Here is a 12906-nt window from a genome sequence, read left to right on the forward strand (position 1 = left end):
GACAAGGTTGCCAAGCGTACCACAGCCTTGCGCAAATTTGCCAAAGCACCCACATCGGCGTATCCTTCGCAGCGCAATCCGCGCGGCGCGGCTTGATTGTCGCTGTGTGCCGATGGCTTCTCTCCGGGATTATTCTATGTCTGTGTCCAACGCTGAAGCACCCCGCCTGAGCCTTTTCAGGCTGGCAGGCCCGACCATTGTTGGTAACCTGTTACTGTCGATGGTGCACCTTGCGGCCATCAAGATTGTTGCGGAACTAGGTGCAGAGGCAGTAGCTGCGGTGATTGCAGCTGACCGTATCTACATGGCGATCCAGCTGATCATTTTTTCGATCACCGCCGGCACCACGACCATGGTCGCCTACGCTTGGGGAGCCCGAAACCTGGATGAAGCCGACCGTGTTGTAAAACTGTCAGCTGCGGCTTGCCTGGCAGCATCGCTGTCACTGTGGGTAATCATTCAGTGGCTGGCTACACCGCTGGTGGCGATATTCGGGCTGCAGGGACCCATGCTTGCAGAAGCGGCGCAGTATCTGAAAGTACTCATCTACTTTAATGTTTTCTTCTCCTTCCTGGCGGTGATCAGCGCGGCGCTGCGTGCGGCGGGTGATGCTCTGACCCCAGTCTGGGTAGCCGGCATCGGCAATATCGTCAACGTCCTGCTGGCCTATGCCTTTGTCTATGGCATCGGTCCTTTGCCCGCCATGGGCATAATCGGGGCTGCCTATGCGGCAGGCATCTCCTACGCGCTGGTCGGTGGCATATTCTTTTTGCTGTGGACCCGGCAGCGTCTGTTGCTAAAACCCGTCAAGCAGCCCTACTGGGAAATGACCAGGCTGCGTAAGTTGATTCGCATCGCAGTGCCAGCGGGCATCGAGCAATCTGTTTTCAATTTTTCAATCATTGCTTTCATGTGGGTAGTGTCACTGTACGGCACCGAAGCGTTCACTGCGTATGGCATCGGCGTAAACATTCTCTCGGTTTCCATCGTTATTGGTATCGGTTTTTCGATCGCGACAGCCACCATGACTGGCCAGAACCTGGGCGCGGGACGACCCGACCTGGCTGAGCAGGCTGCTCGACGCAACCTGAAAATATCCTTCGCCATCATGGCAGTTGTGGGTCTGGTGATCGGACTCAACGCAAGGCTGATAGGCAGCTTTTTTATCAACGAGCCCCTGGTGCTTGACTACCTCGTCGGGCTGACAATCATGGTGGCCATTGTCCAGCCGATGATGTCCATCGAGTTTACGCTGGGAGGGGCATTGCGCGGCGCTGGCGACACACGCTCTCCTGCCCGGATCATGTTTACCGGCTTCCTGTTTGGACGCGTGGTGCTGACAGCCTTGTTCTTCTGGCTGGGCTTAAGCGTGTACTGGGTCTATGCTGCGCTGATTGCGGACTACATCATCAAGTGCTGCATGTATCTGGTCATCTTCAAGCGAGGCAACTGGAAAACCGCCTTTGGCGGGAACTAGACCATGTTGCTGTTTGAAGGCATATTCCCCGTCCTCGCGCTGGCTCTGGCTGGATACATAACGGCGCGCAGCGGCTTTCTTAGCATTAATGAATACCAGGCTCTGGCCAGATTCACCTTTAACCTGGTTATCCCCTGCCTGTTGTTCATCAACATGGCACATGCCGAGATTCCTGAGAACTTTGGTGCCGACTTTCTGCTGGCTTTTTATGTGCCGGTGCTGCTGGTGTATTGCCTGACCCTGGTGATTACGAGGTTTTTTCTGAAGGCGACCGGCACTCTTCAGTCGGTACTGGCGCTCGGTGCCACCTACTCCAACACCACCATCGTAGGCATCCCGCTGGTGCTGCAGACGCTTGGCGAACAGGCGCTGCTACCACTGTTCCTGATCATTGCTACACAAAATCTGGTGCTATTCACCGTAGCCACTCTGTTTGCCGAACGGGATCAATTTGACCTGTCCACCCTGCTGGCAAGTATTGCGCGTCTGCTCAAGCAGCTGGTTGCCAGCCCCTTAACTGCCAGCCTGATCGCCGGCCTGGCCTTTAATCTGCTCGGTCTGCCTATCTATCGTCCACTGGACAGTGCCCTGCAACTGATGTCAGAGGCCGCCATTCCCTGTGCCCTGTTTGTGCTTGGCACCAGCCTGCATCAGTATCGGGTCGGACACCAATTAAAACCTGCAATGCTCATCACCGCATTAAAGCTGATTGCCCTGCCGCTGATCATGGCAACATCCATGCTGGTGGTGTTTGACGTGACACCTTTGTGGGCGAAGACGGCGATTCTGGCAGCGAGTATGCCGGCGGGTCTGAGCGCATATGTGTTTTCGGTCAGATATCAGACCGGGCAGGCGACCATTGCCGCTGCCTCAGTCATCTCTACCCTGCTCAGCCTGATACCAATGACACTGGTACTGCTGATAGTGCCTTAGCCCCAGGTCAGAGCCTGGAGCGATCAATAACCAGCTCACACATCTGTCGCAGACTGTGCACCTTTTCAATCAGTCGCGCGAAGCGGGCATCCTTGGTCAGGCCCTGCGCATAACGGTAGTAAATCTGCTGGCCGATACCGGCCAGGCGGAACAGCCCGAAGCAGAAATAGAAGTCCATATTGTCGACATTGATGCCAGTCCGTTCACTGAAACGCGCCACAATCTCTGCGCGAGTTGGTGCACCCGGCGCATCACTGGGCATGGCACGATACTGGCGGAAAAAGTCCGGATCGCCTGCCTCGGCCCAGTAGCCGAGCGTGCACCCCAGATCCATCAGCGGATCGCCCACTGTGGCCATTTCCCAGTCCAGCACACCAATCAGCCTCATGGGGTCGTTCGGTGACCAGATGACGTTGTCGAGTTTGTAATCATTGTGAATCACACCGACAACACCGCTCTCGCCTGGCTTTTTATCGCGTAACCAGTCGATGACGGGTGCAAAATCCGGAGCATCCGCGGTCATGGCATTGACGTATCGTTTGCTCCAACCCTCGAGCTGCCTGGTAACGTAGCCTTCCGGTTTGCCAAAATTGTCCAGCCCTGCCTTGACCAGGTCCACCGAGTGCAATTCGCCAAGCACATCAAACAGGGTAAAAAACTGCTGACGCACCTGCTCTGGTGACAAGGCCAGCCCCTCCGGATATTCACGACGGATGACCAGCCCTTCAATATATGACATCAGGTAAAAATCACAGCCCAGAACGTTGTGATCGTCGCAAAAATGGATGGGCTTCGGGGCATAGGGAAAGACCTTTTCCAGCGCTGTAAGAACTGTGAATTCACGCCCCATGTCATGCGCTGACTTGACCTTGCTGCCAAAGGGCGGACGCCTGAGCACCCACTTCTGGTCTCCACTGCTAAGCAGGTAAGTCAGATTGGAGTAGCCACCCGGAAACTGTTTCACTTGCAGATCATCAACCAGCCCACCGAGCACTGGGCGCAGATGCTCGCGCAGTACATTCAGATCCAGCTCTTCGCCTTCCCTGACCGATTGTGCCTGGTCAACCAGATTGGATTGCTGATGAGATTGTTGTGTCATTGCAGATCCCTTTTTTGTTCTGTTGTATTTAACGGAAAGTCACCAGCTTCTGGTGGGCCGGCGTTTCAAGGTGGGCCACGGAATTAAAGCTTCCCAGCGACACCTTGCCGCGGCCATACACCAGCCGTGTGACGGCACTGTTTAGCACCATCCAGTTGGTTTCCACGGTGCGACTGTCTGGCAAATCCAGCGCTCGTTGCACAGCGCTCGCAATGACACCTCCCGAGGTGGCCAGCAGCACGCGACTGCCTCTGGAATGTCGCGCCATCAGCTCGGTCAGTGTGTCATGAACGCGTTGCTTGAAATCAAGCCAGGGTTCGAAATCGGCATCGTCTGGTCCAGCGGCCCGAAGCGTTCCGGCAATCCAGTGACGACTGGCCGCCTCCAGCACCAGCTGGAACAATTTGCGATCCTTCGTCAACGCTCCCTGCTGCACATCGTAACCTTCATTACGGGCATGGTCGCGCAGGTAGAGTCGCAGCAAGGGCTCCCCATTATATTCATTGAGGCCGCTTTGCACTTTGATCTGCGTGTCACTGACTACCGGCAGCAGCAATTCGGCGGTCTGTTGCTGGCGCTGCAGATCGCCCGCGTAAACATGATCGAATTGCTCGCCGAGCGCCTGCCAGTGACTGCAGAGCACCTGCACCTGCTGCCTTCCAAGATCACTCAAATTGTCGTAAGACGCGGCACCAAATGACGCCTGCCCGTGTCGCACCAGTATGAGTTCGCTCAATCCCTGTCCTGCCCTGTTGCTGTCGCCCGAATGCACGCCATCGAGTCGCTGCCTGCAAATTACGGCATGAAAAATAGCATACAAATAAAAACGGGGCATAGCATCAATGCGCAGCCCCGTTATGTGTCAATCTGCCCTGGTCGTATTACAGCCTGGCGTAACGCAATGTGTGGAAGTCGGTATTGCCAAACAGGTGTTCAATCGTGGTGACACGCTTGAAGTAATGGCCTACGTCCAGTTCATCGGTCACGGCGATACCACCATGAATCTGTACAGCCTCCTGACCGACTTTACGAATAGCGCGGCCGACACGGCTCTTGGCAGCGGAAACGGCTTTTGCCTTTTCCTGCACTGATGCTGAACTATCGAGCTTCATCGCAGCCATGATCACGATGGAACGCGCCAGCTGACACTCGATAAACATTTCCGACATGCGGTGCTGCAATGCCTGGAAGGTGCCGATGGCTACGCCAAACTGTTTACGCGTCTTGGCATATTCAACGGTTTTCTTCAGCAGACTGTCCATGGCACCGACCGCTTCCGCACCCACGGCAAGAGTTGCACGGTCAATGGCTGCTTCCAGCGCCGGCAGCGCCGCACCCTCTGCGCCCAGCAGCGCAGATGCAGCCACCTTGACATCTTTCAGATGAATTTCTGCTGCGCGATGGCCATCCACATTGGTGTACTCGCGCTTGCTGATGCCAGCTGCAGTCGCATCAACAATGAATACAGAGATACCGTCACGGTCGAATTGGCCGCCGGCGGTGCGGGCAACGACCAGCAGTTTGTCGGCCGCGGGTCCATTCAACACCTGGATCTTGGTGCCATTGAGCACATAGTCATCACCACTTTTTGTGGCTGTGGTTCCGACTGCTGCCAGATTGTAACGGCTGTCTGCCTCTGCATAGGCTGTTGCGAGTTGCAGGCTGCCTTCCATGATGGCCCCAATCAGCGCCTCTTTCTGCTCGGCGCTGCCAAGGTCAGTAATCAGGCCACCGCTGATGACACCAGTCGGGATGAACGGCTCGACGACCATGCCTTTGCCGAACTCTTCCATCACCACCATCAGATCAACTGCCGAGCCACCGAAACCGCCATCCTCTTCCTTGAATGGCACGGTCAGCCAGCCGAGCTCGGCAAACAGGTTCCAGGCTTCATCACTGAACCCTTTTTCACTTTCCAAATACTTGCGACGCGTATCGAAGTCGTACTGGCTCATTACGAATTTCTGCACGCTGTCCTGCAGCATCTGCTGCTCATCACTGTAAGAAAAATCCACTAGCTGTTCCTCTTGATGTCAGTTGACAGGTCCGCGTGCTGTTACAGACCCAGTACCGCTTTGCTGATAATGTTTTTCTGGACCTCGTTGGATCCACCGTAGATCGACTTCTTGCGATTATTGAAGTAGACATTGGCAGATGACGCCAGCGTCCCCTTGGCAACCCGCTCACCTTCAAAGCCTTCGGTGAACTGCTCGGGGACATGTGGCATGCAATGGTAGGCTGCCACTTCCATATAAAGTTCATCGATGAACTGCGTCGCCTCGGTTCCAACAATCTTGAGGATGGACGACTCTGGGCCCGGTGCCTTGCCGACACTCACGGCAGCCAGCGTGCGCAGCTCTGCGAACTCCAGCGCCAGCACCTGAATATCCACCTCAGCCAGCTTGCGGGCAAACACGGGATCGTCCAGCAGAGTGCCACCGTTGCCATCAGGGGTGTTGGCAGCCAGATTGTGCAGTTTGCGCAGTTTCAGTTTGGAGTTGGGAACCTGGGCAATATTGGTACGCTCGTGCGTCAGCAGGACCTTGGCGTAAGTCCAGCCCTTGTTCTCTTCACCGATCAGATTCTCAGCTGGCACTCGAACATTGTCGAAGTGTACTTCGTTGACTTCGGGTTCGCCGTCCAGCAACACGATAGGAGATACCTTGATGCCAGGCGTTTTCATGTCAATCAACAGGAAGCTGATACCTTCCTGCTTTTTCACCGTTGAATCGGTACGTACCAGACAGAAAATCCAGTCAGCGTGCTGACCGAGTGTCGTCCAGGTCTTGGTTCCGTTGACGACGTAATGGTCGCCGTCGCGCACCGCAGTGGTTTTCAGTGACGCCAGGTCAGAACCGGCATTGGGTTCGGAGTAACCCTGACACCACCAGACGTTGCTTGCCAGAATATCGGGCAGGAAACGCTTTTTCTGCTCTTCGTTACCGAAGCTGTAGATTACCGGTGCCACCATCTTCATGCCGAAGGCAACCGGCTCCATGGCACCGTACAGGCCCATCTCCATGGCGAAAATGTACTTCTGGGTGGGGTTCCAGCCGGTACCGCCGTACTCAACTGGCCAGTTGGGTGCTACCCAGCCCTTTTTATAAAGGATTTTCTGCCATCGCACGTAGTCATCTTTTTCCAGGCGAATGCCGTTATCGACCTTGTGCTTGATGTCCTTCGGGAACTCAGCTTCCAAAAACTGACGAACCTCTTTTTGAAACTCTAGTTCTTCTGCAGTGAAATCAGCATTCACAGGGATTCTCCTGAAAACTATATAATTCAACTAGTTGCCCGCTCACCCCCAGGATGGGGTGATCATCTGACGCAACAGGGAAACCGACTTTACCACTTTTGCCGGGGCTTGAAAACGAAAAGACGAACAGTTGCTCTGTAAATTTATTACCCGTCTGGCGGCTTGACCTGTCATGTCGATCGCGCATAATGCGGGCCTTGGCATCACCACATCGGGTACTACAATGGATTGGCTGCAAATCCTGCTACTGGCTGTCGTCCAGGGCGTTACTGAATTCCTGCCGGTATCGAGCTCAGCGCACCTGATCCTGGTACCCATTGTCACTGGCTGGCAGGATCAGGGTCTGGTCTTTGATGTTGCCCTTCATTTCGGCAGCCTGGCTGCAGTCGTCATCTACTTCCGCCAGGAACTGTGGGTCATGGCGCTGGCGTGGCTCGGATCTCTGCGCACGCGCAAGCTGGATGCGAACAGTCGGCTGGCGTGGGCAGTATTACTGGGTACAATCCCGGTTGGCCTGGCTGGGCTGCTGCTAAACGACACCATCGAGACAGTGCTTCGCTCACCTCTTTACCTGGCTGCAGGCCTGATTGTTTTTGGGGTGATTCTGGGATGGGTGGACTGGCGTCACCGCGGCATCCGGACTGAGTACCAGCTGCGCTGGCGGGATGTGGCATTTATCGGGTTTGCTCAGGCGGTCGCCTTATTTCCCGGCACCTCTCGATCCGGCATCACCATGACAGCCGGGTTGATGCTGGGCATGAGCCGTGATGCGGCGTCGCGCTTCTCGTTTTTGTTGTCGATCCCAGTGATTGTGATTGCGACGGCACTGCAGACTTATGAACTGCTGAAGTCTGAGCAGACCATCGCCTACGGCGCACTGGCAACGGGCACGATACTCTCGGGCATAAGCGCCTATCTGTGCATTCACTTCTTTCTTGCATTCATCAACCGCATTGGCATGCAGCCGTTTGTCATCTACCGGATCGTGCTGGGTCTGCTGCTGATTTATTTCTTCATCTAGGCGGGACGCAACAGCGCCTCCCTCAGCTCCAGCGGAATGAACGAATTGGCCGCATGCCGGCGATCATGACAACCAGCGCGTAAAGAATCAGTGGTGGCAGCACGTATAAGGCAATTGAACCCAGGTGCTGACCGCCCAGCCCGAACAGTGCCATCACCAGGTAGACCAGTGCCGCCAGCAGGTGCAGCACCAGGTAGGCAGTTACAAACTGTTGGCGAGTGCTGCTAAGCGTATAGGCCTGACCTTTCAGCAGCCAACTGAACGCCACTCCCAGCCCCAGCAGATCCGTGGGCCAGAACAGCAGCAGGTTCAAATTGCCGTGCACGTCCTGATGGCTGGATAACCACCAGCCCAGGCTCATGATCAGACCATAGACACCACTGAACAGTGCGATTATCAGCCCCAGCAATCCAAGCAGACGATAACTGACGGCGGGCGCACGCAGCGCAAAACCGGGCTGACTTGAGAATGATGCAATCGAGGCGCGTCTCACACTGAGCAGTAACAGCAGCATCGGCAATGCCAGCAGCAGGCTGATCAGGTTGGCGCTTGGCCCGGCTTCGGGCGGCGCAAACGACATGACCGTCTCTGATTCCTCAATCATGCCCAGACGCAGCAGCTGCTCGCGTAATTGCAAGGGCAGGAACATTCGCTGCCACTGCGTCATGCGCTCATCAATATTGCCGTTCATCAGAATATTCAGCGAGAAAGCTATTACCGGCACGCTGGCGTAGTGATCGACCACTTCGTCGCGAAACGTTCGCTGACCGAGAACCTGGGTCTGATTTGACAGCGCCCCGCCCAGTGCTTCGTCCAGATAGTCCCGCACCCGGGTCGTGCAGTTATCGAAAAAATACTCGTAGTCGTAGCTGATGTTTTCGGGCCGCAGATTCCAGGCCAGGCGCTGATACAGCGTGCGTTTTTGCTCTGCTGTCAGGCGCAGTCTGTCCTGCCATACGCTGCGCCCCTCGGCCTGATAGCGGCCCAGTTCCCAGGCTGGTGGTGCCACGCCCAACTGATAATTCATGATGCCGCGCGCAAAATTGGCGGCAAACCGCAGATTGCCAATGCTGGTATCGAACAGCCCCCAGTTGAAGATCAGGTCGGTGTTGGTCGTGTTGTCGACAACACGCAGGGCAGTATGGCCGAAGTTATCCCAGACATTGGCGCCAACATCGACAGTAATCAGATAGAACTCAAGCTGGTTCAGATTGTTCGGTACCTGGATGTCCTGCCGATTTTCAATCGTGGGCTGTGCATGTGCGACACCCTGCGCAAGCATCAGCATCATGGTCAGTAGCAGGAGTAAAACTGGCAATGGGAATGAGCGCACCACAGGGCCGCTCGCCGAGGCGATTTGAGAGTTGCCCGGCAGGGCTTGGTGGTCGGAATGTAAGAAAATCAATGATCAGCCAGCGTTGTTGTATTCGTTGTCGCGATCATATCAAAGAAACTGCGGCAATCAACCAGCAAATGTCAGAACGAGCGGGTGTTCGCCTTGCCGTTGAGCCTGTGTATGCCTATGATAGCCGGCTAATCATTACAATTATTGACAAATAGAACTGTGGAGACCCGGCCATGAATGGTGCCAGAGCCCTGATTGAAACCCTTGCCGAGTGCGGCGTCGAACTTTGTCTTGCCAACCCGGGCACATCCGAAATGCATCTGGTTCAGGCACTGGATCAGGTACCGCGCATGCGCAGCGTGCTGGCACTGTTCGAGGGTGTCTGCACCGGAGCCGCTGATGGCTACGGACGCATGACCGGAAAACCAGCCGCCACGCTGCTGCATCTGGGCCCAGGTCTTGCCAATGGTATCGCCAATCTGCATAACGCACGCAAGGCTGGCACCCCCATCATCAACCTGGTCGGCAATCACCCGCAATTTCATATTGGTTACGACGCGCCACTGACCTCCGACATCGATACCCTGGCACGCAACTTCTCCTGCTGGATCAAGTCATGCAGTACTGCCGACACACTGGCCAAAGACGGTGCAGAAGCGTACACGGCAAGCCTGCGCGCCACGCCTGGTTCCCAAGGCCAGATTTCAACACTGATCCTTGGCGCCGATGCGGCCTGGGGCGATTCGCCCGGTCCGTCCATCCCCAATGGTCTGCCATCACGGTCGCGAATTGACAACAGCCAGGCCGCACGGATTGCCGAGGTTCTGCGCAGTGGCGAGTCCTGTGTGATGATTCTTGAGCACGACGCGGCGCGTCCCGAGTCGCTGGAGCAGGCAGGTAAAATCGCAGCCAAGACAGGTTGCCGCATCATGACCGGCACTTTTCCGGCGCGCGTCGATGGCGGTGCTGGCCGGATTGATGTCGAGCGCATGCCGTATTTCCCGGAGCACATTCTGGCTTCATTCGCCGAGGTCAAGCACCTGATTCTGGTCGGTGGTCAAACCCCCGCCAGCTTCTTTGCCTATCGCACCACTCCCAGCCGGCTGGTGCCTGAAGGGTGTCAGGTACACACACTGGCCCGTATTGAGGAAGACGCCCTGGATGCGCTCAATCAGCTGGCCGAGCTGACAGGCGCAGAGAAGTCCGAGGCGCGCCGCCTGCAGCGTGTAGATATGGGACTGCCGAGCGGTGAGATGAGCATGCGCAATATGTTGCAGGCCGTTGCCGCAACCTTGCCGGAAGACGCTATCGTGGCAACCGATTCTGGCCCAGGCAATGCGGCACACCCGGTGTGTCAGGGCGCTGCACCGCACAGCTGGTTGAGCCTGACCGGTGGCTCTATCGGCCAGGGCAGCCCGGTCGCCACCGGCGCAGCACTGGCATGCCCGGACCGACGTGTTGTGGCACTGCTGGGCGATGGCGGCGCTGCCTACACCATCCAGAGCCTCTGGACGCAGGCACGCGAGCAGTTGAACGTCACGACAGTGATATTTGCCAACCGCAAATACAATATCCTGAATATCGAATATGGCCGACTTGGCGTGACCGAGGTCGGACCAATCGCAGAAAGCCTGTTTGACATCGGGAACCCGGAAATTGACTGGACCAAACTCTCTGAGAGCTTTGGTGTCCCGGCCGCCAAAGCAACCACAGCTGACGAATTCGTCAAGTTGCTGCAAAAGGCCAATGCGACACCGGGTCCATTCCTGATTCAGGCGGTGTATTGATCTGGAACAAAGCGGTGACAGGGGCTTGTGTTACGCTGACTAACATATCGTCGAATTCGCTAAATTTTGGCGCTGACGACAGCTGAACACAAACCCCTGGTATCAATTAAAGCATTGTTTTTAATAACTTTTATTTTTGGCACGGATCTCGCTTAGTAAATCTCAGGCAATGTATGAATGCCATCATTGAAATAACCTGAGTGGAGCCCGGACTATGGACGTAATCAAGACACTTTGCACCATCATCGTTTTCACTGTGTTAGCAGTCATGGCCCTGCCATTGATTGGTGCTGGCATCGGTCTGATGTTCGTGCTGGGCTTTTTCTTTATCTGGTTACTGCCGATTCTGATCATCCTGAGTTCGGATAAAACAACCGGAGGCGAAAAGTTTGCCTGGGTTCTGGCTATCATCTTTCTGTCCTGGTTCGCCTGGATATTCTATTTCCTGCTGGCGCCACTGAAACCTAGAAAAGACTATTGGTATGAATGAAACTCCCGGCAGCGATGCCTGGCTCGCTCAGGTAACCGAACCCATCATCGAACCTGAGCGGCCAATTATCGACCCTCACCATCACCTGTGGCGCAAACGCTTTGGCCGCGATTACCTGCTCGACGATTTATGGCAGGACACGGCCAGCGGCCACAACATCAAACAGACCGTTTTTATCGAATGCCGGGCCTTTTATAACAAGGAGGCCGAGCCACACTGGCAGTCACTTGGCGAAACCCGCGTCATTACGGAAATCGCCAGAAAGAGTCAGCAGCAGACAGAGCAACCAGCCATCAATGGAATTGTCGCCAAGATTGACCTGACACTGGGCGACAAGCCGGCTCTGTTCAAAGAAATCATTCAGACTCATCAGCAGGTCGCCGGTGATCTTTTCAAGGGCGTCCGCTTCGCTGGCGCACGCGATGCAAGACCTGAAGACCTGACCATTTCCCTGCAGGCACTGCCCTATCTGTATGGTCGCGAGAATTTTCGGCAGGGATTGCGAATACTGGGCGAACTTGGCTTGAGTTACGACACCTGGCACTACCACCATCAGAATGTTGATTTCTGCGACCTGGCAGAGGCCGTCACTGACACAACTCTGGTGCTCGATCACTTTGGCACGCCGCTCGGCGTGGGTATCTATCGAAACGCCAGCGACGCAATATTTCAGCAATGGAAGGAGGATATCCGGCGACTGTCCCGGTATCCGAACGTTGTTGCCAAGCTTGGCGGCCTGGCGATGCCAGACAATGGTTTTGGCTGGGATAAGCGGGATTGTCCACCAGATTCCGACGAGTTTGTACGCCGGCAGAAGAAATACTACCTGCACACTATTGAGTGTTTTGGGCCTGAGCGATGCATGTTCGAGAGCAATTTCCCGGTAGACCGCTTATCGGTCAGCTATCCGGTTGTGTGGAATGCCTTCAAAAAGATGGTTGCCGACTTTTCCGAATCCGAGAAGCACGCCATGTTCTATGAGACCGCTCGGCGCGTCTATCGTCTGCCCTGATGCCGCCTGCCCCGATAGCAGCTACCCTGAATCAGCTGCGGCGGGTAACCAGTTTCAGTACACCGCTGGCGGTCAGTATCGGCTCTCCCTCAACCTCCAGCACCGCTCGCGCAAACACCAGCGAGCGGCCTTTGCGAATCACCTCTCCACGACCTGTTACCAGATCACCCTCTTGGGCCGGACCGACAAATTCACTATTGCATGAAACCGTGACCACGCCGTCATAGGTACCACCAATGGCGGCCAGGCAAAGGGTGTAATCGGCGAACATCATGGAAATACCACCATGCAGCGTGCGATGCGCATTGCAGTTCTCGGGTTTTACGCGGAACGCTGTGTGGATTTCACCATCCTGCAGCGCGAAAAAGAAAGGACCTATGCTGTCTTCCGCCTGGTCACCATCCCAGTGCTGAAAATGTCCGGGAATACCATAGTCCTCGGGACGGTGGCCCTTACGGTTGTAACTGCTCATGATTCGGGCGTCCT

Annotated in this window: 12 protein-coding genes; 6 read left to right on the forward strand and 6 right to left on the reverse strand. The window is 55.6% G+C overall.

Annotated features, from left to right (window positions below):
- Positions 1-136 precede the first annotated feature (136 nt).
- Both QGM61_RS01000 and QGM61_RS01005 read left to right on the forward strand, forming a co-directional pair.
- Complete coding sequence (locus QGM61_RS01000) at positions 137-1477, forward strand: MATE family efflux transporter (RefSeq protein WP_281131543.1); 1341 nt, start codon at positions 137-139, stop codon at positions 1475-1477.
- A 3-nt stretch (positions 1478-1480) separates the two neighbouring features.
- The gene (locus tag QGM61_RS01005) at positions 1481-2410 is read left to right on the forward strand and encodes an AEC family transporter (RefSeq protein ID WP_281131544.1); all 930 of its coding nucleotides are present in this window, start codon (positions 1481-1483) and stop codon (positions 2408-2410) included.
- 7 nt (positions 2411-2417) lie between these two features.
- Here QGM61_RS01005 and QGM61_RS01010 read toward each other — a convergent pair whose 3' ends face one another.
- The 4 genes from QGM61_RS01010 to QGM61_RS01025 form a co-directional block, all read right to left on the reverse strand.
- A complete protein-coding gene (locus QGM61_RS01010) occupies positions 2418-3509 on the reverse strand; it encodes a phosphotransferase family protein (RefSeq protein ID WP_237133249.1) in 1092 nt (363 codons plus the stop codon).
- A 28-nt stretch (positions 3510-3537) separates the two neighbouring features.
- Entirely contained in the window at positions 3538-4245 is a 708-nt protein-coding gene (locus tag QGM61_RS01015; protein ID WP_237133248.1) for a histidine phosphatase family protein, read from the reverse strand.
- 145 nt (positions 4246-4390) lie between these two features.
- Entirely contained in the window at positions 4391-5524 is a 1134-nt protein-coding gene (locus tag QGM61_RS01020; RefSeq protein WP_237133247.1) for an acyl-CoA dehydrogenase family protein, read from the reverse strand.
- A 41-nt stretch (positions 5525-5565) separates the two neighbouring features.
- Positions 5566-6765, reverse strand: coding sequence for an acyl-CoA dehydrogenase family protein (locus QGM61_RS01025; protein WP_281131545.1), 1200 nt, complete (start codon positions 6763-6765; stop codon positions 5566-5568).
- Positions 6766-6988: 223 nt separating this feature from the next.
- On the opposite strand from QGM61_RS01025, the gene QGM61_RS01030 reads away from it, so the two are divergent.
- Positions 6989-7786, forward strand: a complete 798-nt coding sequence (locus QGM61_RS01030; protein WP_281131546.1) for an undecaprenyl-diphosphate phosphatase — start codon at positions 6989-6991, stop codon at positions 7784-7786.
- A 22-nt stretch (positions 7787-7808) separates the two neighbouring features.
- On the opposite strand, the gene QGM61_RS01035 is transcribed toward QGM61_RS01030, so the two are convergent.
- Positions 7809-9104, reverse strand: coding sequence for a DUF4105 domain-containing protein (locus tag QGM61_RS01035; protein ID WP_281131547.1), 1296 nt, complete (start codon positions 9102-9104; stop codon positions 7809-7811).
- Between the two features lie 260 nt (positions 9105-9364).
- Between QGM61_RS01035 and QGM61_RS01040 the strand changes: the two genes are divergently transcribed.
- The 3 genes from QGM61_RS01040 to QGM61_RS01050 all read left to right on the forward strand — a co-directional run bounded on the left by QGM61_RS01040 (position 9365) and on the right by QGM61_RS01050 (position 12420).
- Complete coding sequence (locus QGM61_RS01040) at positions 9365-10918, forward strand: acetolactate synthase large subunit (RefSeq protein WP_237133243.1); 1554 nt, start codon at positions 9365-9367, stop codon at positions 10916-10918.
- 214 nt (positions 10919-11132) lie between these two features.
- Positions 11133-11408, forward strand: a complete 276-nt coding sequence (locus QGM61_RS01045; RefSeq protein ID WP_317622116.1) for a hypothetical protein — start codon at positions 11133-11135, stop codon at positions 11406-11408.
- Positions 11401-12420: an amidohydrolase family protein gene (locus QGM61_RS01050; protein WP_281131548.1), complete on the forward strand. Its 1020-nt coding sequence runs from the start codon at positions 11401-11403 to the stop codon at positions 12418-12420. The genes QGM61_RS01045 and QGM61_RS01050 overlap by 8 nt, the downstream gene beginning before the upstream one ends.
- A 31-nt stretch (positions 12421-12451) precedes the next feature.
- Here QGM61_RS01050 and QGM61_RS01055 read toward each other — a convergent pair whose 3' ends face one another.
- Complete coding sequence (locus QGM61_RS01055; RefSeq protein ID WP_281131549.1) at positions 12452-12892, reverse strand: PaaI family thioesterase; 441 nt, start codon at positions 12890-12892, stop codon at positions 12452-12454.
- Positions 12893-12906 lie beyond the last annotated feature (14 nt).

It is taken from the genome of Pseudohongiella sp. SYSU M77423 (assembly GCF_029911965.1).
GTDB lineage: Bacteria > Pseudomonadota > Gammaproteobacteria > Pseudomonadales > Pseudohongiellaceae > Pseudohongiella.

Excerpts from the sequence above, each read along its gene's own strand:
- QGM61_RS01050 (WP_281131548.1), top strand. The coding sequence starts at position 11,401 with ATGAATGAAACTCCCGGCAGCGATGCCTGGCTCGCTCAGGTAACCGAA.
- QGM61_RS01010 (WP_237133249.1), bottom strand. The coding sequence starts at position 3,509 with ATGACACAACAATCTCATCAGCAATCCAATCTGGTTGACCAGGCACAA.
- QGM61_RS01055 (WP_281131549.1), bottom strand. The coding sequence starts at position 12,892 with ATGAGCAGTTACAACCGTAAGGGCCACCGTCCCGAGGACTATGGTATT.
- QGM61_RS01030 (WP_281131546.1), top strand. The coding sequence starts at position 6,989 with ATGGATTGGCTGCAAATCCTGCTACTGGCTGTCGTCCAGGGCGTTACT.
- QGM61_RS01045 (WP_317622116.1), top strand. The coding sequence starts at position 11,133 with ATGGACGTAATCAAGACACTTTGCACCATCATCGTTTTCACTGTGTTA.
- QGM61_RS01005 (WP_281131544.1), top strand. The coding sequence starts at position 1,481 with ATGTTGCTGTTTGAAGGCATATTCCCCGTCCTCGCGCTGGCTCTGGCT.
- QGM61_RS01040 (WP_237133243.1), top strand. The coding sequence starts at position 9,365 with ATGAATGGTGCCAGAGCCCTGATTGAAACCCTTGCCGAGTGCGGCGTC.
- QGM61_RS01000 (WP_281131543.1), top strand. The coding sequence starts at position 137 with ATGTCTGTGTCCAACGCTGAAGCACCCCGCCTGAGCCTTTTCAGGCTG.